Here is a 21,742-nt window from a genome sequence, read left to right as displayed (position 1 = left end):
TTCAACCCCTATTTAAAAACAAAATAGAAGAGGGGAGATGAAAGCCTCTCTGATAGGTAGACCTTCATACTCCACTCTCTGAGCTACCTTGTTCTATATCAAACAAGATTTGCTTCTATTCTGTTGTATTCATGAAACCGACATATTTCCGTTTCAATAGATAGCCTTCCAACTGTTTAATTCCCTCAATACCTGTCGAAATAATAATCAAAAGACTAGTCCCCCCAAAAGCAACGGCTTCTGAAAGTCCAAAAACATCTTTTGCCACAATCGGCATGATGGAAATGACCCCTAGGAAAAGGGAGCCGACGGTTGCAAGGCGACGAAGAAGTTTTGACATAAACTCTTCAGTACCTTTACCTGGACGAACACCATGGATATAGGCTCCACTCTTTTGTAAATTCTCTGCTGTTTTTTCAGGATTGATTTGTACAAATGTATAAAAGAAAGTAAAGAGAATAATTAAGAGAGCATAGGTAAAGATACCACTAATGGTTGTTGTCGCAAGAAGCGACTGGGCTGTTCGTACCCAAGATGCATTGTAACCCATGGCACTTACAAATTGGAAGATGGCTGCTGGCGCAGCTGTAATCGAACTTGCAAAGATAACTGGGATAACACCCGCAGGGTTGACCTTCAAAGGAAGATAAGAGCTTGATGGAGCACCTTGAGCAAGTTTTGTATATTGAATTGGAATTTTATATTCTGCTTGCTGTACATAAGTTGTAAAATAGATAATCAACAAAACAGCGACGACTAGGATAGCGACAAAGATTATAGACGAATTCAAACGACTGCTTGGAACGTTGACAAAATAGTCAACATAGATGCTATGAATCATCTCTGGGATTGAAGCCACAATCCCCGCAAAGATAATCATAGAAACTCCATTACCATATCCTTTATCAGTAATTTGTTCCCCTAGCCAAGTCACAATCATACTTCCAGCAGTAAGAATGATACCAATCGTAATAAAAACTTGTGGTGTAAGGTCAGTTGTCAATAATTTTGCACCCGAAAGAGTGTTAAAACCAGCTGTAATACCCACTGATTGCACAAAAGCAAGTACAAGCGCAATATAGCGAGTCGCTTGGTTTAATTTTCTCCGACCTACTTCCCCTTGTTTACCCCATTCTACAAACTTCGGTAAAATATCCATTTGTAGCAACTGGACAACGATAGAAGCAGTAATATACGGACTTACACCGAGTGCGAAAACGGAGAAGTTCTTCATGGCATTTCCTGAAACAAGGCTAAGCATGTTCAAGAAAGATAATCCACTCAGAGCTTCAAGACTTTTTGCATTCACACCTGGAACAGTAATGCTAGTCCCAACACGGAAAACAAGAATGATAAAAATTGTAAAGAGAATTTTTGATCGAACTTGTTTAACTTTGAGAGCCTCTTTTAATAATTTAAAAAACATAGGTCACCTCTCTTAGATGACTTCTACTGAACCACCTTTAGCAGTGATAGCTTCCTCAGCTGATTTAGAGAATTTAGCTGCTTTCACAGACAATTTCTTAGTCAACTCACCGTTACCAAGAATTTTAACACCTGATTTTTCAGCTTTCACAATTCCTGCTTCGATAAGCACAACTGGAGTAACTTCAGTACCATCTTCAAAGACGTTCAATTGGTCAAGGTTTACAATTGCGTATTCCTTAGCGTTGATGTTAGTAAATCCACGTTTTGGAAGACGACGGAACAATGGAGTTTGTCCACCTTCAAAACCAAGGCGAACTCCGCCACCGCTACGAGCTTTTTGACCTTTTTGACCGCGACCAGATGTTTTACCGTTACCTGATGAAGTACCACGACCAACACGGTTACGTACTTTACGAGAACCTTCTGCAGGTTTCAATTCATGAAGTTTCATTTATATTTTCTCCTCTTTTGTAAAATGCTAGCGCCGATAAGAGAGAAAAGGTTGTCTCCCTTATCAACTCGCCTATACATTCGTCATCTTAGATGACTATATCTAGTTTTAGGGGATGAGTATTGCCACATCCCCTAAAAATTCATTAGTTTACTTCTTCAACTGTTACCAAGTGAGATACTGCAGTGATCATACCACGGATAGCAGCGTTATCTTCTTTGATAACAGAGCTGTTCAATTTGCCAAGTCCAAGTGCTACAACAGTTTTACGTTGTGATGGAATGCGTCCGATTGGAGACTTAGTCAAAGTAATTTTAATTTGAGCCATTTTATCCCCTTTCTTATGCCAAATCAGAAACTGAAATACCACGAAGGGCAGCAACTTCTTCAGCGCGTTTCAATTGTTTCAAACCTTCAACAGTTGCACGAACAATGTTGATTGGAGTGTTAGAACCAAGTGATTTAGATGTAATATCTGCCACACCTGCCAATTCCACAACGGCACGAACTGCACCACCAGCGGCAACTCCAGAACCTTCTACAGCAGGTTTCAACAATACTTTAGCTCCACCAAATTCTGAAAGAACTTCGTGTGGGATTGTTGTTCCAACCATAGGAACTTCAATCAAGTTTTTCTTAGCATCTTCTACTGCTTTGCGGATTGCTTCTGGAACTTCTTGAGCTTTACCAGTACCAAATCCTACGCGGCCATTGTGGTCACCAACAACAACAAGAGCTGCGAAACGAAGACGACGTCCACCTTTAACAACTTTTGTAACACGGTTGACAGCAACTACGCGTTCTTCAAATTCAACTGCATTGTCTTTAAATGCCATTTTCTAGTGTCCTCCTATTAGAATTTCAATCCGTTTTCACGAGCTGCATCAGCCAAAGCTTTCACACGTCCGTGATATAGATATCCACCGCGGTCGAACACCACTTCTGAAATACCTTTAGCACTTGCACGTTCTGCAACGAGTTTACCGACAGCAACGGCTTGTTCAGTTTTAGTTCCTTTTGAAACTTCTTTGTCAAGAGTTGAAGCACTTGCGAGCGTTACACCCGCTACGTCATCAATCACTTGAGCGTAGATGCCTGTATTAGAACGGAATACGTTCAAACGTGGGCGATCAGCAGTTCCAGAGAGTTTTCCGCGAACGCGACGGTGGCGTTTTTGGCGGAGTTTGTTTTTATCTGGTTTAGAAATCACAGTTTTCACCTCTTTAGTTTTAAATCGTGTGCTATGCACAAAGTTGGAAAATAGGTAGGTGGTTGAAAATCAACCACTCAACATTATTTACCTGTTTTACCTTCTTTAAGACGAACGTATTCGCCAACGTAACGGATACCTTTACCTTTATATGGTTCTGGTGAGCGAAGGCTACGTACGTAAGCAGCTGTTTGACCGACTGCTTCTTTTGAAATTCCGCTAACAACGATTGTTGTTGGGTTTGGAAGTTCAAAAGTAATTCCTTCTGGAGCTTCAACTTCGTCTGGATGAGATTTACCTACAGCCAAGACAAGTTTGTTTCCTTGAAGTTGTGCACGGTAACCAACCCCGCGCATTTCAAGTTCTTTCTTGAATCCTTCTGATACACCAACAACCATGTTGTTCAAAAGGGCACGAGTAGTTCCGTGGATAGTTTTCATTTCTTTTGAATCGTTTGGACGGTGAAGAGTTACTTCAGTACCTTCCACACGGATTTCAATATCTTTTGAGAACTCACGAGTAAGCTCTCCTTTAGGTCCTTTTACAGTTACTACGTTGTCATTGTTAGTGAGTTCAACACCAGCAGGCAACACGATAACTTTATTACCAATACGTGACATGTTTATTTTCTCCTGTTAGATTGTCAGGCCATTACAGCCAGTTTTCACGGGGGGCATTCGGATTAGAGCAAACCTAGTTTCTTTCGAAAAGCTTTGACAAACTCCTGATATTCTGTCAATACATCAATAGCCGCAGGACTATAACCAATTTCACATAAAAGAGATACAAGGTCATCTTTTGACAATTCAGCCAAAGCGTCTTCTGCAACAATAAGTTTTTCATTCAATTCATTAGCTTTCATCTTTTTCTCCTAAACTAATTTACTCTCTATTTAGCTGATCAGTAAATCAGCTAAATTGAACACGAGCTATGGTCTGTGTGAAAAAGACAAATCTTCCTAGAGTGTTAACACTCTTTGTCAGATTTCCTATTTTCACATTGCCCATGACGCTCTTTGTATCTTGATTTTACCAAACGTAAGCGATAACCTCACCACCAACATTCTTTTGGCGAGCTTCTTTGTCAGTAAGCAAACCTTCAGAAGTTGAAAGGATAGCGATTCCAAGTCCGTTAAGAACTTTTGGAAGATCTTCACGTTTTTTGTAGACACGAAGTCCTGGTTTAGAAACACGTTTCAAGTTAGTGATAACTTTTTCACCGTTTGGTCCGTATTTAAGGAACACACGGATGATGCCTTGTTTGTCATCTTCGATGATTTCTACGTTCTTAACAAAACCTTCGCGTTTAAGGATTTCAGCAATCCCTTTTTTGATGTTTGATGCAGGTACTTCAAGTACTTCGTGTTTTGCTTGGTTAGCGTTACGAATACGAGTTAGGAAGTCTGCGATTGGGTCAGTCATAACCATTTTATTGTTCTCCTCTTACTAGTAGTTTGCAAGTTGCACTTGCTAGTTAATACATGATACAAAGAGCGTAACAGCAAGAGCAAAAATAGGCAATTTGATGCAGGAGCGATACTCCAAAGAAAATTGGTCTTTTTTGCCAAAGCTGTAGCTCGTGTTCAAATTGGCAAGCCCAACTGAACCCGGGCTAAACTCTATGTGAAAAAGATAAACTTTCCTAGAAACTTCAGTTTCTTCGTCAAGTTTCCTATTTTCACTTGGAGTTTTGACGCCCTTGATATCTTAAATTACCAAGATGCTTTTGTTACACCAGGGATTTGTCCTTTGTAAGCTAATTCACGGAAGCAAACACGGCAAAGTTTAAATTTGCGGTAAACTGAATGTGGGCGACCACATTTTTCACAACGAGTATAAGCTTGAGTAGAGAACTTCGCTGGACGTTTGTTCTTAGCAATCATTGATTTTTTAGCCATTAGATTTACCTCCTATATTATTTTGCAAAAGGCATTCCAAGGCCTGTAAGCAATGCACGTGACTCTTCGTCAGTGTTAGCAGTTGTTACGATAACGATGTCAAGACCACGAGTTTTGTCAACGTCATCAAAGTTGATTTCTGGGAAGATCAATTGTTCTTTCACACCAAGTGTGTAGTTTCCGCGTCCATCAAATGATTTTGTTGGAACACCGTGGAAGTCACGTACACGTGGAAGTGAAACTGAAACCAATTTGTCCAAGAATTCGTACATACGTTCACCACGAAGGGTAACTTTTGCACCGATCGCTACACCTTCACGAAGACGGAAGCCGGCGATTGATTTTTTAGCTTTAGTGATAAGTGGTTTTTGACCTGAGATAAGTGCTAATTCTTCAGCAGCTTTTTCAAGGCTTTTAGCGTTTGATACAGCTTCACCAACACCCATGTTCAAAACGATCTTATCTACTTTAGGCACAGCCATCACTGATGAGTAGTTGAATTGTTCTGTCAAAGCAGGAACTACTTCATTAAGATATTTTTCTTTTAAACGATTTGCCATTATACTTCTCCTTTCCTTCGTGATTAATCAAGCACTTCGCCTGATTTTTTGTTGTAGCGAACTTTTTTACCGTCTACAAATTTGTAACCAACACGACCAGCTACACCGTTTTTGTCCAAAACTTGAACGTTTGATACGTGGATAGCTGCTTCTTTCTCGATGATACCACCTTGAGGAAGCTCGTTAGTTGGACGTTGGTGTTTCTTAACGATGTTTACACCTTCAACGATAACTTTGTTTACTTTTGGAAGGGCAGTAAGGACAACAGCTTCTGTTCCCTTATCTTTACCAGCGATTACGCGAACTTTGTCGCCTTTTTTTACAAACATTAGGTTTCTCCTTGATTTTTCTTACGCCCATAGGGGCACCCTAGCTTCAAGCTAGGGGACTAGTTTGTTTGTTTTTGCTCTGCGAAAATCAAAGCAATCCTTCGTCAGTTTCAACTCACCTAACTTAAGTTATGCTTTCGTCTTACTTCCTAGACTTGTTTTAATTTTCTTTGAGCAACCAATTAAAGTACTTCTGGAGCAAGTGACACGATCTTCATGAAGCCGCCCTCACGCAATTCACGTGCAACTGGGCCAAAGATACGTGTTCCGCGAGGAGTTTTATCTTCACGGATGATAACTGCTGCGTTTTCGTCAAATTTGATGTATGAACCATCAGCACGACGGGCACCTGATTTAGTACGAACGATAACAGCTTTTACAACGTCACCTTTTTTAACCGCACCACCAGGAGTAGCTTGTTTTACAGATGCCACAATAACATCACCGATGTTCGCAAATTTACGTTTAGAACCACCAAGAACTTTGATAGTCAAGATTTCGCGTGCACCGCTGTTGTCTGCGACTTTCAAACGAGTTTCTGTTTGAATCATTTCAGTTTTCTCCTTTCAGGTTTGATTAGATGATGACCGCTTCTTCAACAACTTCTACAAGACGGAAACGTTTTGTAGCTGAAAGCGGACGAGTTTCCATGATACGTACGATATCGCCTTCTTTGGCAACATTGTTTTCATCATGCGCTTTGTATTTTTTAGAGTAGTTAATACGTTTACCATAGACTGGGTGGTTACGTTTTGTTTCAACTACAACTGTGATTGTCTTGTCCATTTTGTCAGATACAACACGTCCAACAAGAACTTTACGATTATTGCGTTCCATTGAAATTTCTCCTTCCCTAGTCTATTATTTCGCTTCAGATTGAACTGTTTTGATACGAGCGATTTGTTTTTTAACTTCTTTCAAGCGAGCTGTTTGTTCCAATTGACCAGTAGCAGCTTGGAAACGAAGTTCAAACAATTCTTTTTTCAATTCGTTTTCGCGCTTCGCGAGTTCTTCTTGAGAAAGACCACGAAGTTCTTTAACAAATTCTTTTACTTCATTAAGTTTCATGCCTTCTCCTTATTCTGCTTCACGTTTTACGAATTTACATTTAACTGGCAATTTGTGGCTTGCAAGACGAAGCGCTTCGCGAGCGATCTCTTCAGATACACCCGCAACTTCAAACATCACTTTACCACGTTTAACTGGTGCTACCCAACCTTCAGGCGCCCCTTTACCAGATCCCATACGCACACCGATAGCTTTAGCAGTGTATGATTTGTGTGGGAAGATTTTAATCCAAACTTTACCACCACGTTTCATGTAACGAGTCATGGCGATACGAGCAGCTTCGATTTGGCGGTTAGTGATCCAGTGGCTAGTTGTAGCTTGAAGACCGTATTCACCGAATGCTACTTCTTTTCCACCTTTTGCTTCACCGCGCATTTTTCCACGGAATTCACGACGGTGTTTAACACGTTTAGGTACTAACATTGGTTATTTACCTCCTTTAGTGTTTTTACGAGCTGGAAGAACTTCACCACGGTAGATCCATACTTTAACACCAAGTTTACCGTATGTAGTATCTGCTTCTTCCCAAGCGTAATCGATATCTGCACGAAGTGTGTGAAGTGGAACAGTTCCTTCTGAGTATCCTTCAGCACGGGCGATATCTGCACCGTTCAAACGACCTGATACTTGAGTTTTGATTCCTTTAGCTCCAGCACGCATTGCACGTTGGATTGCTTGTTTTTGTGCACGACGGAAAGCAACACGTTGCTCCAATTGACGAGCAATTCCTTCACCTACAAGGTGAGCATCCAAATCAGGTTGTTTGATTTCGATGATGTTGATGTGTACTTGTTTTCCAGTCAATTTGTTAAGTTTTGCACGGAGTGCATCAACGTTAGCACCGCCTTTACCGATAACCATACCTGGTTTAGCAGTGTGAAGTGAAACGTTAACTTTGTTTACTGCGCGTTCGATTTCGATAGTTGAAACTGCCGCGTCAGCAAGTTCTTTTTGAACGAATTTACGGATTGCAAGATCTTCATGAAGGTAATCCGCGTATTCTTTTTCAGCATACCATTTGGCATCCCAATCACGGATGATGCCGACACGCATACCAATTGGATGTACTTTTTGACCCACGATGTTACCTCCTTATTTTTCTGCAACAGCCACAGTGATGTGAGCTGTACGTTTGTTGATTGGTGAAGCTGAACCTTTCGCACGTGGACGGAAACGTTTCATAGTTGGTCCTTCGTTTGCTAATGCTTCAGATACTACCAAGTTAGCTTTATCCAAACCAAAGTTGTTTTCAGCGTTAGCTACAGCTGAGTTCAAAACTTTCAAGATGATCTCAGCAGCTTTGTTTGGAGTGAATGTCAAGATTGCAATAGCATCGGCTACGCTTTTACCACGGATGTTGTCAAGAACAAGACGTGATTTACGAGGTGAAACACGTACTGTACGAGCCATTGCTTTAGCTGAAGTAATTTCTGCCATTTATGTTCTCCTTATTTTCTACGTGTTTTCTTGTCGTCTGCAGCGTGACCTTTGTAAGTACGAGTTGGTGCAAATTCACCAAGTTTGTGACCTACCATGTCTTCTTGGATGTAAACAGGTACGTGTTTACGTCCGTCATAAACTGCGATAGTGTAACCAATGAAACTTGGGAAGATCGTTGAACGACGTGACCAAGTTTTAATAACTTTTTTCTTTTCGTCGTTAGCTTGAGCTTCAACTTTTTTCATCAAATGCTCATCGACGAAAGGTCCTTTTTTAAGACTGCGTCCCATTTTTATATTTTCTCCTTTAAATGTTGTACCACAGCGGCTTGCGCTCACATGGAGCGCTACCGAGTTGGCGGATTATCTAGCGCTTATGCGACTAGTTTTAAATTATTTCTCGTTGCGACGACGAACGATAAGTTTGTCAGATTTCGCTTTCTTGTTACGAGTTTTAAGACCAAGAGCAGGTTTGCCCCATGGAGTAGATGGCGCTTTACGACCAACTGGTGCTTTACCTTCACCACCACCGTGTGGGTGATCGTTAGGGTTCATTACAGAACCACGAACGGTTGGGCGGATACCTTTCCAACGGCTACGTCCTGCTTTACCAAGGTTCACAAGTCCATGTTGTTCGTTTCCGACAACACCAACTGTTGCACGACAAGTTCCAAGAATCATACGTACTTCGCCAGATTGAAGACGAACAAGAACGTATTTCCCTTCTTGACCCAATACTTGAGCAGAAGCTCCAGCTGCACGTACCAATTCTCCACCACGACCTGGTTTCAATTCGATGTTGTGGATCAAAGTACCAACTGGGATGTTGGCAAGTGGAAGTGCGTTTCCGACTTTGATATCTGCTTCTGGACCTGAAACGATACGTTGACCAACTTCAAGACCTTTTGGAGCGATGATGTATGCTTTCACACCGTCAGTGTAGTGTACAAGGGCGATGTTTGCAGAACGGTTTGGATCGTACTCGATTGTTTTAACAACCGCTTCAACGTTGTCTTTGTTACGTTTGAAGTCAACCAAACGGTAGAAACGTTTGTGTCCACCACCTTGGTGACGAACAGTGATACGACCGTTGTTGTTACGACCAGCCTTGTTCTTCAAAGCAACAAGCAATGTTTTTTCTGGTGTGCTTGTTGTGATTTCAGCGAAATCCAAAGAAGTCATATTACGGCGACCGTTTGTTGTTGGTTTATAAACACGAATTCCCACGATATTTCCTCCTTAGATTATTCAGCTTCAGCAGCAAACAACTCGATTGCTTTTGAATCAGCTGTAAGTGTGATGATAGCTTTTTTAGTTTTGTTAGTAAAACCAGTGTAACGTCCAACACGTTTAGCTTTTGGTTTTACGTTGATTGTGTTAACGTTGGCAACTTTAACACCTTCGAAAGCAGCTTCAACAGCTTGCTTGATCAAAAGTTTGTGTGCACGAGTGTCAACTTCAAATACATATTTACCTGCTTCAAGTTGAGCCATTGAGCTTTCAGTGATGACAGGTTTTTTGATAACATCATACAAATTCATTATGCAAGAACCTCCTCGATTTTAGAGATAGCTGCTTGTGTGACAAGAAGTTTGTCGCTATTTGCGATGTCAAGAACACTTGCAGTTGTAGCAGTTGCAACTTTCACATTTGGAAGGTTACGAGCTGAAAGAGCTGCGAATTCATTTCCTTCTTCAAGGATAACAAGAACTTTAGAATCGATGCTCAATGCTGCAAGAACTTTTGCAAATTCAGCAGTTTTTGGAGCTGTAAATGAAAGAGCGTCTACAGCTACGAATTTGTTTTCAGCAACTTTTTCAGAGTAAACTGATTTAAGTGCTAGGCGACGAACTTTTTGTGGAAGTTTGTAGCCGTATGAACGTGGAGTTGGTCCGAAGACAACACCACCACCACGCCATTGTGGCGAGCGGATAGAACCTTGACGAGCACGTCCAGTTCCTTTTTGACGCCATGGTTTGCGTCCACCACCTGATACTGCAGAGCGGTTTTTAACAGCGTGTGTTCCTTGACGAAGGCTTGCGCGTTGGCTGATGATCACATCAAACACAACTGATTCATTTGGTTCAATACCAAATACTGCGTCGTTAAGAACAACTTGGCCAGCTTCTTTACCAGTTTGGTCAAATAATGTTACGTTTGCCATTGTGACTGATTTCCCCTTTCTTTATTATTTACCAGCTTTAACTGCTGATTTGATAGTGATAAGAGATTTCTTAGCACCTGGTACGTTACCTTTGATAAGGATAACGTTCTTTTCTGGAACAACTTGTACAACTTCAAGGTTTTGAATTGTTACACGGTCGCCACCCATACGTCCTGCAAGGTTTTTACCTTTGAATACGCGGTTAGGTGCAACAGGTCCCATAGAACCTGGACGACGGTGGTAACGAGAACCGTGAGCCATTGGTCCACGTGATTGTCCGTGGCGTTTGATAACACCTTGGAAACCTTTACCTTTAGAAGTACCAGTTACGTCAACAACGTCTCCAGCTGCGAATGTTTCAACTGTGATTTCAGCACCAACTTCCAAGCCTTCAACGTTTTTGAATTCACGAATGAAGCGCTTAGGAGCCGTGTTAGCTTTCGCTACATGTCCTTTAGCAGGTTTGTTGCTCAATACTTCGCGTTTGTCATCGAAACCAACTTGGATAGCGTTGTAACCATCTGTTTCAACAGTTTTAACTTGAAGAACAACGTTTGGAGTTGCTTCGATAACTGTTACAGGGATCAATTCGCCAGCTTCAGTGAAGATTTGAGTCATTCCCACTTTTTTCCCTAAGATTCCTTTTGTCATGAGAAAATAGTTCCTTTTCTATATTTTTTATTCAAAAAGTTTTTAACGAGCGTTTTTCATGCTCAAGGTATCAAGCTTTAGATTAAAGTTTGATTTCTACGTTTACACCACTTGGAAGATCCAATTTCATCAAAGCATCAACTGTTTTTTGAGTTGGGTTAACGATATCGATCAAGCGTTTGTGTGTACGCATTTCAAATTGTTCGCGAGAGTCTTTGTATTTGTGAGTCGCACGAATGATTGTGTAGAGGCTACGCTCAGTTGGAAGTGGGATTGGACCCGCAACTTGTGCACCTGTACGAGTAGCTGATTCTACGATTTTTGCAGCCGCTGTGTCAAGCGTACGGTGTTCGTAAGCTTTCAAACGGATACGGATTTTTTTGTTTGCCATCTTTTTCTCCTTTTCGTCTATTTAAGATAATAGGCTAGCTCCACAAGAAAACCGACGCGTGTTGCGTGGCAATGCAACCGAGCGTGTCGCAACCTCTTGCATCAAAGCTAAGGCTGTAATTTACAGCACCATAATAGAATAACACAAAGCCCCTGCGATTGCAAGGGATTTGTTAGGTTTTTTTCGTTTTTTTAGGATGAAACTGTTTTCCTATACATCTTTCTAGAACTTCTGATTTACGATCATAAAAATCAATCTTTTCTTCTATATAGTATGTGCCATTCTGACCTTGAATTCATCTTCTGATTGATCCACTAAGATATCTGCTTTTGACTCGGTTTCTTTATAGTAACGCAGATACTGCTCCCGTCTCATCTGATGGCTAGCTAGTATAAAGGAAGCATCGCGATTTCTCATAGTCGTATCTCGAGCTAGGCGCCTCTTTAATTCCGTTTCTTCATCCGTGTAGAAACAGATTGTTTTGTCAAAGAGTTCCTTGGGTAGAAAGCCCACAGACATCCCTTCGACTATCAGTATTGGTTTTGAACCAGATAAGACTTCGCTTGGCTTCCAAGGTTCATCAATCGTCAAGATGTCCATGCCAGCCTTTAAGGCGAGAATATCCCTCTTCAAGCTTGCCAGTTCATGCGCCACTGGGAGACAAGCTGTCACTTTTTGATCTGGCGCTTGCTTCGGCACTACCAAATGACGTCCTGATGTGATATAGGGATCTGTTTCTAGTAGATTGGCTTTTTCAGCATCTAGGACTTGAAACAATTCTTGAGCAAAGGTAGACTTACCTGATGCCCCGTGACCGTAGATCCCCAGTGTTTTGACTTTTCCAGTTTCAATCTCTGAGACCAGTTGTTCTATTAAGTCTTTTCTCTTCATTCTCTCTTCACCTGTTCATAGGTTTCTTTTCCATCATTGAGCTTGTCCCAAATCACTATTTGCCCACTTTTGAGAGATTTTTGCACATCAATAATGCGTTGATTGGAAGATCCGCGGAACTGGAGCATGAGATTGCGCTTGCTTTTGTCATAACGACCATCGACAAGGATGTCAATCAGCGACAAGAGTTCCAGTTTGTCTGGAGTCTCCAGCATCATCTCTTCCCAAGTATAACCTGTCCAGGACCAGATGTCTTTATCTGACAATTCCTTACGAATGCGCTTAACGAGAGGCAAGAGAATCCCAGTATTTAGAAAAGGTTCTCCTCCCAGCAAAGTCAAGCCTTGAACATAGGGTTGGGCAAGATCTTCCATAATCTGTTCTTCTAACTCTGCTGTATAAGGAATGCCTGCATTGAAAGACCAAGTCGCAACATTATAGCACCCTTCACAGTGGAACATACAGCCTGCGACATAGAGAGAGTTGCGCACGCCTTCTCCATCTACAAAGTTAAAGGCTTTGTAGTCAATAATTCGCCCTTTACTAAGCTCCTCGCTTTTCCATTCACCTGGTTTTGGTGTATTCCATGTCATGCTGTCTACTCCAAGTCTATCCAATAGCGCTGACTTCTATCGATTGTATTTTCGTAAACACCGCCAGCAGAGAGAATCGTGCGGCGGCTGGCTTCGTTGTCTTCATCGCAGGTAATCAGCACTCGTTCCAATTCTTGCTTTCGAGCCTCTGCTAGTCCTAATCTCAACTGCTCCTTCCCATATCCTTTGCCTCGTTGACTGGGACGGATAGAATAGCCAATATGACCGCCTTCCACAAATAATTTGTCATTCAAGGACAAGCGCAGGGCTAAAAATCCCAAAGGCAAGCCAGTCTCATCAAAGGATAAAAATTTGATTGCAGGAACCCAGCCTACTGGCAGGTTGGCAGCATCCTCCTGCTGCTCTACAATCTTTAAACAATCCTCATAATCCTTTGCTCGCTTCCAAGCGGAGCCCATGCCACCGTGCATATAGGATTTTGCTGCATCGAACTCCGCAATCATCTCTAATATCGCTTCTTTATCTTCCAAAGTTGGTCGTCTTAGCTCCATGCTTCCTCCTTAATCGACATCAATCCAGTAGCGCTCTGTTCCATTACTAACATCTTCCAACTCCCCACCATTAGCTAAGATAACAGCTCGGCTTGCTGGATTTTCTGTGCTACAAGTTACCAGAGCTCGTTTAATATTCTTTCCCTTAGCAACTTGTAGACTTTGTCGGAGAGATTCTTTCGCATAACCCTTACCTCTTTCAGAGGGGCGGACGGAGTAGCCAATATGGCCCCCATTTTCTAGTAAGTAGTCATTTAATCGAAGACGAAGGTTGAGAAAGCCAAGAGCCTGGCCTGCTACGTCAAAACTAACCAGCTGGATAGCAGGAACCCAGTTTTCAGGAATATTGAGTCCCGCTTCCGCTTGAAGATTTTCTTCTAGCCACTCTTCATAAACAAAATTGTTGGCGTTCCAAAACCCACCATCGTGGGTTGATTGAGTCTGTTCAAACTCTGCCATCATCTCTAAAACTATTTCTTTATCTGCCAATGTCGGTCTGCGTAGTTCCATATTCCCCTCCCTGCTAAGAGAAAAGCGAGAGCGGACTCTCACTTTTTCTTGTTCTTGTTTAAAAACTGTTCTCTGAGGTTGAGCAAGCGTTCTTTTTTACCTGTTCCACCTTTCGAATGTTTCTCGTGATAACGGGTCACTTGAGCGCGTCCCTTATCGTCTAATTGGTATTTCCCCATTCTATTTCCTTCTAATTTGTTACTTCATGCCCAACTGTCTTAATAGTCGATCCATTCATGTGTTTGACCCGAGCAGCGATTTCTTTGTGGCGTCCGTTAACCATCGGACGCGCTTGAGGGTTTCCAAGATAGCCACAAGTTCGTTTCACAACATCTACTGTTTTTGGGTCGTTATTGCCACAGTTGGGACAAGCAAAACCTCTCTCAGTCGGTTCAAAATCCCCTTCAAAATCACACTTGTAGCAGCGATCAATCGGAGTATTGGTCCCTAGATAGCCAACACGGTCATAGGCATAGTCCCAGACAGCTTCCAGGGCCTTAGGATTTTGCTGAAGAACTGGATACTCACAATAGTGAATAAAGCCACCTGATGCACCTGCTTCTGGATAGACTTTCTCAAAATCCAGTTTTTCAAACGGTGTTGGATTTTTACGGACATCATAGTGGAAAGAGTTGGTGTAGTATTCCTTATCTGTGATATCCGGAATAGAGCCGAACTTCTCTGTATCTAGTCGACAGAAGCGGTCTGTCAGACTTTCAGATGGTGTGGAGTAGATAGAGAAATGGTAACCATATTGGTCTGACCACTCTTCTACACGTCGTTTCATATCACGAATGATGTCAAGCGTGAATTCCTTGGCTTCAGGATTACTTTCCCAGCTGTTGCCAAAGAAGACCGTCGCCACTTCATACAAACCGATATAGCCCAACGAAACTGTAGCTCGACGATTCTTAAAGAGCTGGTCAACACTTTCTTCTTTACCTAGACGATAACCAAAAGCTCCGTACTGATAAAGGATAGGAGCATTTGCTGGTGTCGCTTCCTTGGTCCGTTCGACACGGTAAACCAGAGCATCTTCTGCAATGTTCATACGCTCATTGAAGATTTCCCAGAACTTGTTCAGATCACCTTCGGACTCAAGGGCGATACGAGGCAGATTGACTGTCACAACACCTAGATTCATACGGCCTGAATTGACCTCGACACCATTCTCATCCTTCCATCCTTGGAGGAAAGAACGACAGCCCATAGGCACCTTGAAGGAACCTGTCAGCTCGATAATCTTATCATAGGACAAGACATCCGGGTACATCCGCTTGGTTGCACACTCAAGAGCCAACTGTTTGATGTCGTAGTTAGGTGAACCTTCCTCTAAGTTGAGTCCTCTTTTTAGCGTAAAGATGAGTTTAGGGAAGATGGCTGTTCGATGTTCTGAACCAAGGCCCTTGATACGAATGGTCAAGATAGCTTTTTGAATTTCACGCTCAAAACGATTGGTTCCCAGACCAAAACCTAGTGAAGTAAAAGGTGTTTGTCCATTTGAAGTGAAGAGAGTGTTGATTTCATACTCGAGAGATTGCATGGCATCGTAGATGTCCCTTTGCGTTTTCTTCCAAGCGTAATCTTCCCGTTTGTCAGGTAAGACCCACTCTTCCGCATCCTTGAGGTGTTTTTGGTAATTTTTCTCTGCATAGGGTGCCAAGACTTCATCGATACGGTCAGCTGAACAGCCCCCGTACTGGCTAGATGCTACATTAGCGATGATTTGTGAAATTTGAGCTGTAGCAGTCTGGATAGACTTGGGACTCTCTACTTCCGCATTCCCAATCTTAAAACCATTTTCCAACATGCCTTTAAAATCAATCAAACAGCAGTTGGTCATCGGTGTGTAGGGGCTGTAGTCCAAGTCATGATAGTGAATATCCCCTTTTTGGTGAGCATTGGCTACGTGCTTAGGAAGCATTTGCAGTCCGATTGATTTCCCAACAATCCCTGCTGTCAAATCGCGCTGGGTGTTGAAGACATCGCTGTCTTTATTGGCATTTTCATTGACAACTGCCTGGTCTTTATTGAGAAGTTTATGGATACTAAAGTTGATATCTGTCGCTTTTGAGCGCTCAAAATCCCTTTGTGTCCGATAAGTGATATACTCCTCAGCCAAGGCATATTCTTTGGCTTCAAGGAGTTCATGCTCTACGATATTTTGAATCTCGTAAATCTTGACACCTTGGGGGAAGCGACTGTGAATCTCCGCAACAATGCGCTCAAGCAATCCATTGAGACGTTTTTCAACCAAGGGAGTCACATCCATAACCTTGTCAGCTGCCTTGTGAAGCGCTTTGTCAATCTTGTCTACATCAAATAAAACTCGTCTGCCGTCCCGCTTTTCAACGAACAAGGTGGGAACGGTTGCAAGCTTTTCTTCCAATACAATCATATCCATGCTCTTTTCTATTTTACTTCTTAAGTGATATTATACCACTCTAAAAAGAAAAATCAATATCTTGTGTCAAAATTACTTAAAATTTTAAAATTCCACAAGATATTGATTGTTTATTTCATTTTATACAGTTTAAAGTCGTTTGTATCTGTCTTGACAAGCTCGTATTTTTCATTGAGTAAGTTTTCTACATCTGGCCACAAGGCAACTTTTTGATTGACCAAAATCATCTTCGGTTGATTTTCTTTCAAGTCATTGACTAGTCTCGTTTTATTCTCGTCGCTTGCAGTATAGAGTGTTGGTGTTACTAGAGAAGTCGGCGCCAAGCGTTCACTTGCTCGATAAAAATCTGGACGATCATCCCAAGCATAGACACGATTCTCAGAACTCGTTTGCTGTTTGACCAAGCTAGCAAGCTGCTCGCGTTCCTGATAAGTACTTGGATGCGAAATATAGCGACTCAAAACGGGTAGGAAAAGTAAATAGACTATCGCAACTAATGGTAGATAGAAATTTCCCTTGAGGTAGCGACCAAAGAGTGATGAGGATTCTGTACTTCGTCTACGACTCGTACGGCCGGGAAGCCCTTCTTTAATATTAGTTAGCAATAACAATATCAGAAAGGGCAAAACTACTGCCAAACGCGATCCATGTAAAGGCTCTTTCGAAAGAATTAACAGGATAAGACTTACTAGCAAGCCCAAGCTAGCCATTATTGAGACTGCATACTGCTTAGCAGGTTTAGATTGAACAATTCCTGAAACAATCAATGTCAACAATCCTAAAGCAAGGGCTAACAAGCCATAAAAAGCTGCGTTATCAATCAACTTGGTATTTGAAAGCAAGCCAAGGGTTACTACTGGATACAAGGTATGACTTATCGCATCACCAAAAGTTCCTGTCACTACTGTATAGTAGCCAATCGGATAAAATATGAGAGAGAATCCTAGAGCTGATGCGAAAAATTGATACAAACCATGAGCAAATCGACGCTTAGCAATATTAAATTCAAACAAACTCAAGGCAAGTGTAGCTGCAAACAAGGTTGTGGGAATAGGTGATAGGAAGAAAGCTAGTGCTAAACTCATCCCAACGAGTAAAAATCCTTTGTCGTTGATTGGATTCTTCAGATAGTCAGCCACTAGGCTAAAAGCATAGAATAAGAAGGGCATCGCTACAATCACTGCATAGCTACCACCAAAGCCCAGACTGGCTACAAGAAGATAGAAAATAGCCAATAATTGTCTAGCTTGACCTCTTTGACCTGTCAATGTATCTGCAGATTTAAATAGAAAAATACCAGCACCAAACAATGCTACCCACTCCACCAATGCAAATAGAATGCTACCTTGAGAGAGATAGGTTAGTAAATAATAAAGCAGTCCGTTTGAGCCATAATAGTCTGTGTAGATTTGGCCATTCTGGTGCAATGCCCAACCAGTATAAAAGTCTTGCATTTGTTGGGGGCTCACCAAACCAAAGATAAAGGGTACCACAATCGAGATGACTGTAGCGAATAGGCTCCAAATTAAGATACTAAAAAATGGAAAACCACTTGTTTTAGTAGCGTCTTGATTTAGTTTTAAATCCTCCTCTTTAACTCCTCTAAACTGTTGTTCATAGGGGTAAGTAGCTTCTCCCTCATCATTTTTTCCATATACATTCATTTGTCTTCTCCTCTAAGTTTATCTGTTTTAGTATATCAAAAACTTAGAGGAATGTCAGCTGGTGATTGACATTTCCTCAACTTCTTATCTAACTCAGCAAAACGTTCAATTTCACGGAACCGGTGCAAACTGCTTGTTTGAAACTCTAGCAAAAACTCATACTCTTCTTGTTTTATCATTTTCTCCCCTTATTTATCTATTCGAAAAAAATAAAAATTTGTTTCAAACCTGATTTTTTCATCTATTCTTGAACATTTATCACATAAAGCGATTCTGAGCACTACCTATGTTCTAGTAGAAAATTCATTATACTGGCTTAGATGGCATATCAGTCATTATCACAGCAACAATTGGTTTGAGAAATCAAAACATCAAGTTTTTATTCACCTTGCCATTTTAACCTCCGAGCAAACATAGGTTAAGCTTAGAGCTTGAACACTAAATTTTGTATTTTGTATTTTGAAACTTCACAACTGTAAAACTAAGATTCTCGTTATTCTGAATATTACAAAAGAGAGAACCACTCTGATTCTCTCTTCTGCCTAATTTGATATCAGTCACTACTGTTGTTGATAGAGGTCCAGTAGCATTGAATTAAAAAAACGATAACTTCGTTAAGAAGTTATCGTTTTTCAGAGTTGACACCTAATAGTTTTCAACTCTTCATTGATTAACCATCAAGACAAGATGAATTATTCTTCCTCTTCTCTCAATCTAGGTTTAATCAAGCTGATACCAGCAAGTGCTGCAGCAATTCCCAAGCCGAGTACGGCCGCAGAAGATGATTCCTCACCTGTATTTGGCAGAACAGCAGTTCTAGGAACTCGTGGTTCTACTGGCTTGTTCGGAGCTGGGGCTGGGGCTGGGGCTGGAGTTGGTGGTACCGGAGTTGGTGGTACTTCAGCCTTCTTGTAAGTTACGACTTCATCAGCTGGTTTAGCTGAATCTGCTGTAACCTTCACATCTGCTACGCTGGCTTTATCCGCTACGTAACCCTTGATGTCTGGTGAAGTTTGTCCCTTGATCACGTCATCCTGTGATGTCCATGCGCCTTTTTCTACGATTTCTTTCGTTACGACGTTGACTTTCAGAATACGCGTGAATTTCGCGCTATCTGTGAAGCTTGGTGCTGCTTCCTTGCCATCTTCGTATACGTACTTAATCGTACGGCTCAATTCTTTCACAGCTTCTTGTTGAGCTGACTTGATCTTATCATCTGTCCACTTAGGTCCATCCGGATTCTTAGGATCCATTGGATCGTTTGGTTTCGGTGGATTGTTTGGATCGAATGGTACTACACTTTCTTCCAATTGAACAGTGAAGTTTTGGTCCTTGCTTGCATCATCATCAAAGTTTTGTGGATCCTTGAACTCATCGTTCACAACCTTGTAACCTTGGTTTGTCAATTCTTTCAACTTCGCAAGGTATTGGTCACGGCTAATTGGTTCGCCTGACTTACCACCTTCTGAGATCTTCGCCAATTCTTTCTTAGCTTGGTCTACGAAGGTAATGGTTGCTTTTTGATCAGCCTTCTTGTAAGTTACGACTTCATCAGCTGGTTTAGCTGAATCTGCTGTAACCTTCACATCTGCTACGCTGGCTTTATCCGCTACGTAACCCTTGATGTCTGGTGAAGTTTGTCCCTTGATCACGTCATCTTGTGATGTCCATGCGCCTTTTTCTACGATTTCTTTCGTTACGACGTTGACTTTCAGAATACGCGTGAATTTCGCGCTATCTGTGAAGCTTGGTGCTGCTTCTTTGCCATCTTCGTATACGTACTTAATCGTACGGCTCAATTCTTTCACAGCTTCTTGTTGAGCTGACTTGATCTTATCATCTGTCCACTTAGGTCCATCCGGATTCTTAGGATCCATTGGATCGTTTGGTTTCGGTGGATTGTTTGGATCGAATGGTACTACAGCCTGACGAAGAGTGACAGTGAAGGTTTGATCCTTCTTATCATCATTGTCGAAGGTCTTAGGTCCTGCGAACTCATCCGTTACAACTTCGTAACCCTTGTCTGTCAATTCTTTCAGACGAGTTGCGTAGTTGCTTGTACCGATTGGCTCACCTGACTTACCGCTTTCAACAACCTTAGTCAATTCCTTATTACCGTCAGTTTGGTCTACGAAGCTGATAATCGCTTTTTGACCATCCTTCACGTAATTGATTGGTGTATCCTTAGTTGGATCACTTGGAACTGGTGGTGGGTTGTAACCCTTGCTTGGATCGCTCGGATCTTTCGGTGTCAATGGAGTTGTGCCATCTGGGCCTACTGGAGTAGTGCCTGGTACATGTGGAATTACTGGAAGATCAGTACCTGGTTTGCTTGGATCTGTTGGATCGTTTGGATATGGAAGATTTGGTACTTTTGGAAGTCCTTCTGGTACATTTGGTACGTATGAACCAAGTTTGCTGTACTTAACTGTTTCTTCGCTATCCTTATCATCAGGAGTTACTGTCTTCGCTGCTACATTAGCCTTATCTGCCACAAATCCAGTTACTACTGGTGTAGCTTCTTGTGCCAATTCTTTCGTAGCTGGTGTCCATGCACCGAAGGTTTCAACGCCAGTTACACGGTTACGTTCACCTGTACGTGTGAAGGCTGCTTCTTGAGTTACTGGAGCTTTCAGAGCTGGACGACCTGCTGTCTCACCATCTGCGTATTGGTACTTGATTGTACGAGATACTTTCTTGTTAAGCTTAGCTGGGTCTGTAATCTTCTCTGTACCTTGACGAAGAGTGACAGTGAAGGTTTGATCCTTCTTATCATCATTGTCGAAGGTCTTAGGTCCTGCGAACTCATCCGTTACAACTTCGTAACCCTTGTCTGTCAATTCTTTCAGACGAGTTGCGTAGTTGCTTGTACCGATTGGCTCACCTGACTTACCGCTTTCAACAACCTTAGTCAATTCCTTATTACCGTCAGTTTGGTCTACGAAGCTGATAATCGCTTTTTGACCATCCTTCACGTAATTGATTGGTGTATCCTTAGTTGGATCACTTGGAACTGGTGGTGGGTTGTAACCCTTGCTTGGATCGCTCGGATCTTTCGGTGTCAATGGAGTTGTGCCATCTGGGCCTACTGGAGTAGTGCCTGGTACATGTGGAATTACTGGAAGATCAGTACCTGGTTTGCTTGGATCTGTTGGATCGTTTGGATATGGAAGATTTGGTACTTTTGGAAGTCCTTCTGGTACATTTGGTACGTATGAACCAAGTTTGCTGTACTTAACTGTTTCTTCGCTATCCTTATCATCAGGAGTTACTGTCTTCGCTGCTACATTGGCCTTATCTGCCACAAATCCAGTTACTACTGGTGTAGCTTCTTGTGCCAATTCTTTCGTAGCTGGTGTCCATGCGCCGAAGGTTTCAACGCCTGTTACACGGTTACGTTCACCTGTACGTGTGAAGGCTGCTTCTTGAGTTACTGGAGCTTTCAGAGCTGGTCGACCTTCTGGTTTACCATCTGCGTATTGGTACTTGATCGTACGAGTAACCTTGCTATTCAATTTAGCTGGGTCTGTTACTGGCTCTTTACCTTGACGAAGAGTAACCACGAATTGTTGGTCTTTCT

32 protein-coding genes are annotated in these 21,742 nt (G+C 41.9%); all 32 read right to left on the bottom strand.

Annotation, left to right across the window (positions count from 1 at the left end; all coding sequences use genetic code 11):
- Nucleotides 1-115: 115 nt before the first annotated feature.
- Nucleotides 116-1,426, bottom strand: a complete 1,311-nt coding sequence (gene secY, locus DF216_RS02605; RefSeq protein ID WP_061453958.1) for a preprotein translocase subunit SecY — start codon at nucleotides 1,424-1,426, stop codon at nucleotides 116-118.
- A gap of 12 nt (nucleotides 1,427-1,438) precedes the next feature.
- Complete coding sequence (gene rplO / locus DF216_RS02600; RefSeq protein WP_061453957.1) at nucleotides 1,439-1,879, bottom strand: 50S ribosomal protein L15; 441 nt, start codon at nucleotides 1,877-1,879, stop codon at nucleotides 1,439-1,441.
- A 145-nt stretch (nucleotides 1,880-2,024) separates the two neighbouring features.
- Complete coding sequence (gene rpmD, locus DF216_RS02595) at nucleotides 2,025-2,207, bottom strand: 50S ribosomal protein L30 (RefSeq protein WP_000057241.1); 183 nt, start codon at nucleotides 2,205-2,207, stop codon at nucleotides 2,025-2,027.
- 13 nt (nucleotides 2,208-2,220) lie between these two features.
- Complete coding sequence (rpsE, locus tag DF216_RS02590; RefSeq protein WP_125394927.1) at nucleotides 2,221-2,715, bottom strand: 30S ribosomal protein S5; 495 nt, start codon at nucleotides 2,713-2,715, stop codon at nucleotides 2,221-2,223.
- 17 nt (nucleotides 2,716-2,732) lie between these two features.
- Nucleotides 2,733-3,089, bottom strand: a complete 357-nt coding sequence (rplR, locus tag DF216_RS02585) for a 50S ribosomal protein L18 (protein ID WP_004251098.1) — start codon at nucleotides 3,087-3,089, stop codon at nucleotides 2,733-2,735.
- Nucleotides 3,090-3,172: 83 nt separating this feature from the next.
- Nucleotides 3,173-3,709 (bottom strand): 50S ribosomal protein L6, encoded by a 537-nt coding sequence (rplF, locus tag DF216_RS02580; RefSeq protein WP_084971906.1) that lies wholly within the window; start codon nucleotides 3,707-3,709, stop codon nucleotides 3,173-3,175.
- 62 nt (nucleotides 3,710-3,771) lie between these two features.
- Nucleotides 3,772-3,951: a hypothetical protein gene (locus DF216_RS02575; protein ID WP_129325872.1), complete on the bottom strand. Its 180-nt coding sequence runs from the start codon at nucleotides 3,949-3,951 to the stop codon at nucleotides 3,772-3,774.
- 166 nt (nucleotides 3,952-4,117) lie between these two features.
- Nucleotides 4,118-4,516: a 30S ribosomal protein S8 gene (rpsH, locus tag DF216_RS02570; protein WP_000245504.1), complete on the bottom strand. Its 399-nt coding sequence runs from the start codon at nucleotides 4,514-4,516 to the stop codon at nucleotides 4,118-4,120.
- Between the two features lie 284 nt (nucleotides 4,517-4,800).
- Nucleotides 4,801-4,986 carry a type Z 30S ribosomal protein S14 gene (locus DF216_RS02565; RefSeq protein WP_001085697.1) on the bottom strand — a complete coding sequence of 62 codons (186 nt, stop codon included), beginning with the start codon at nucleotides 4,984-4,986 and terminating at the stop codon, nucleotides 4,801-4,803.
- A 17-nt stretch (nucleotides 4,987-5,003) separates the two neighbouring features.
- Nucleotides 5,004-5,546, bottom strand: coding sequence for a 50S ribosomal protein L5 (gene rplE, locus DF216_RS02560; protein ID WP_000013542.1), 543 nt, complete (start codon nucleotides 5,544-5,546; stop codon nucleotides 5,004-5,006).
- Nucleotides 5,547-5,569: 23 nt separating this feature from the next.
- Nucleotides 5,570-5,875 carry a 50S ribosomal protein L24 gene (gene rplX, locus DF216_RS02555; RefSeq protein ID WP_000497691.1) on the bottom strand — a complete coding sequence of 102 codons (306 nt, stop codon included), beginning with the start codon at nucleotides 5,873-5,875 and terminating at the stop codon, nucleotides 5,570-5,572.
- A gap of 182 nt (nucleotides 5,876-6,057) precedes the next feature.
- Nucleotides 6,058-6,426, bottom strand: coding sequence for a 50S ribosomal protein L14 (rplN, locus tag DF216_RS02550; RefSeq protein WP_000616548.1), 369 nt, complete (start codon nucleotides 6,424-6,426; stop codon nucleotides 6,058-6,060).
- A 25-nt stretch (nucleotides 6,427-6,451) separates the two neighbouring features.
- Nucleotides 6,452-6,712, bottom strand: a complete 261-nt coding sequence (rpsQ, locus tag DF216_RS02545; protein WP_000440801.1) for a 30S ribosomal protein S17 — start codon at nucleotides 6,710-6,712, stop codon at nucleotides 6,452-6,454.
- Between the two features lie 24 nt (nucleotides 6,713-6,736).
- Nucleotides 6,737-6,943, bottom strand: a complete 207-nt coding sequence (rpmC, locus tag DF216_RS02540) for a 50S ribosomal protein L29 (RefSeq protein ID WP_000772918.1) — start codon at nucleotides 6,941-6,943, stop codon at nucleotides 6,737-6,739.
- 9 nt (nucleotides 6,944-6,952) lie between these two features.
- Nucleotides 6,953-7,366, bottom strand: a complete 414-nt coding sequence (rplP, locus tag DF216_RS02535) for a 50S ribosomal protein L16 (protein ID WP_000960948.1) — start codon at nucleotides 7,364-7,366, stop codon at nucleotides 6,953-6,955.
- A gap of 3 nt (nucleotides 7,367-7,369) precedes the next feature.
- Nucleotides 7,370-8,023: a 30S ribosomal protein S3 gene (rpsC, locus tag DF216_RS02530; protein WP_000529936.1), complete on the bottom strand. Its 654-nt coding sequence runs from the start codon at nucleotides 8,021-8,023 to the stop codon at nucleotides 7,370-7,372.
- Between the two features lie 12 nt (nucleotides 8,024-8,035).
- Nucleotides 8,036-8,380, bottom strand: coding sequence for a 50S ribosomal protein L22 (gene rplV, locus DF216_RS02525; RefSeq protein WP_129325871.1), 345 nt, complete (start codon nucleotides 8,378-8,380; stop codon nucleotides 8,036-8,038).
- Nucleotides 8,381-8,391: 11 nt separating this feature from the next.
- Nucleotides 8,392-8,673: a 30S ribosomal protein S19 gene (gene rpsS, locus DF216_RS02520; RefSeq protein ID WP_000533766.1), complete on the bottom strand. Its 282-nt coding sequence runs from the start codon at nucleotides 8,671-8,673 to the stop codon at nucleotides 8,392-8,394.
- A gap of 102 nt (nucleotides 8,674-8,775) precedes the next feature.
- Entirely contained in the window at nucleotides 8,776-9,609 is an 834-nt protein-coding gene (rplB, locus tag DF216_RS02515) for a 50S ribosomal protein L2 (RefSeq protein ID WP_006144707.1), read from the bottom strand.
- A gap of 17 nt (nucleotides 9,610-9,626) precedes the next feature.
- Nucleotides 9,627-9,923 (bottom strand): 50S ribosomal protein L23, encoded by a 297-nt coding sequence (locus DF216_RS02510; RefSeq protein ID WP_001055347.1) that lies wholly within the window; start codon nucleotides 9,921-9,923, stop codon nucleotides 9,627-9,629.
- Nucleotides 9,923-10,546: a 50S ribosomal protein L4 gene (gene rplD / locus DF216_RS02505; RefSeq protein WP_000024537.1), complete on the bottom strand. Its 624-nt coding sequence runs from the start codon at nucleotides 10,544-10,546 to the stop codon at nucleotides 9,923-9,925. Before rplD ends, DF216_RS02510 begins: the two co-directional genes overlap by 1 nt.
- A 24-nt stretch (nucleotides 10,547-10,570) precedes the next feature.
- Entirely contained in the window at nucleotides 10,571-11,197 is a 627-nt protein-coding gene (gene rplC, locus DF216_RS02500; RefSeq protein ID WP_000160197.1) for a 50S ribosomal protein L3, read from the bottom strand.
- A gap of 82 nt (nucleotides 11,198-11,279) precedes the next feature.
- The gene (rpsJ, locus tag DF216_RS02495; RefSeq protein WP_001284513.1) at nucleotides 11,280-11,588 is read right to left on the bottom strand and encodes a 30S ribosomal protein S10; all 309 of its coding nucleotides are present in this window, start codon (nucleotides 11,586-11,588) and stop codon (nucleotides 11,280-11,282) included.
- A 264-nt stretch (nucleotides 11,589-11,852) separates the two neighbouring features.
- A complete protein-coding gene (locus tag DF216_RS02490; RefSeq protein WP_061453955.1) occupies nucleotides 11,853-12,479 on the bottom strand; it encodes a uridine kinase family protein in 627 nt (208 codons plus the stop codon).
- Nucleotides 12,476-13,072, bottom strand: coding sequence for an anaerobic ribonucleoside-triphosphate reductase activating protein (gene nrdG, locus DF216_RS02485; RefSeq protein WP_129325870.1), 597 nt, complete (start codon nucleotides 13,070-13,072; stop codon nucleotides 12,476-12,478). The genes DF216_RS02490 and nrdG overlap by 4 nt, the downstream gene beginning before the upstream one ends.
- 5 nt (nucleotides 13,073-13,077) lie before the next feature.
- Nucleotides 13,078-13,584 (bottom strand): GNAT family N-acetyltransferase, encoded by a 507-nt coding sequence (locus tag DF216_RS02480; RefSeq protein WP_061453953.1) that lies wholly within the window; start codon nucleotides 13,582-13,584, stop codon nucleotides 13,078-13,080.
- Between the two features lie 9 nt (nucleotides 13,585-13,593).
- Entirely contained in the window at nucleotides 13,594-14,094 is a 501-nt protein-coding gene (locus DF216_RS02475) for a GNAT family N-acetyltransferase (protein WP_129325869.1), read from the bottom strand.
- Between the two features lie 38 nt (nucleotides 14,095-14,132).
- Nucleotides 14,133-14,273 (bottom strand): hypothetical protein, encoded by a 141-nt coding sequence (locus tag DF216_RS02470; protein ID WP_000521625.1) that lies wholly within the window; start codon nucleotides 14,271-14,273, stop codon nucleotides 14,133-14,135.
- Between the two features lie 11 nt (nucleotides 14,274-14,284).
- On the bottom strand, nucleotides 14,285-16,492 hold the full coding sequence (gene nrdD, locus DF216_RS02465) for an anaerobic ribonucleoside-triphosphate reductase (RefSeq protein ID WP_164978993.1): 2,208 nt from the start codon (nucleotides 16,490-16,492) through the stop codon (nucleotides 14,285-14,287).
- Between the two features lie 116 nt (nucleotides 16,493-16,608).
- Nucleotides 16,609-18,162 (bottom strand): damage-inducible protein CinA, encoded by a 1,554-nt coding sequence (locus tag DF216_RS02460; RefSeq protein WP_129325867.1) that lies wholly within the window; start codon nucleotides 18,160-18,162, stop codon nucleotides 16,609-16,611.
- A 35-nt stretch (nucleotides 18,163-18,197) separates the two neighbouring features.
- On the bottom strand, nucleotides 18,198-18,341 hold the full coding sequence (locus DF216_RS10810; RefSeq protein WP_164978991.1) for a hypothetical protein: 144 nt from the start codon (nucleotides 18,339-18,341) through the stop codon (nucleotides 18,198-18,200).
- A gap of 513 nt (nucleotides 18,342-18,854) precedes the next feature.
- Nucleotides 18,855-21,742 (bottom strand): mucin-binding protein (locus DF216_RS02455; RefSeq protein WP_129325866.1); only part of this gene is annotated, 2,888 nt, incomplete at its 5' end.

The sequence above is a fragment of the Streptococcus oralis genome (assembly GCF_004127215.1).
Taxonomy (GTDB): domain Bacteria; phylum Bacillota; class Bacilli; order Lactobacillales; family Streptococcaceae; genus Streptococcus; species Streptococcus oralis_BD.
This window is presented reverse-complemented; position numbering and strand designations above follow the sequence as displayed.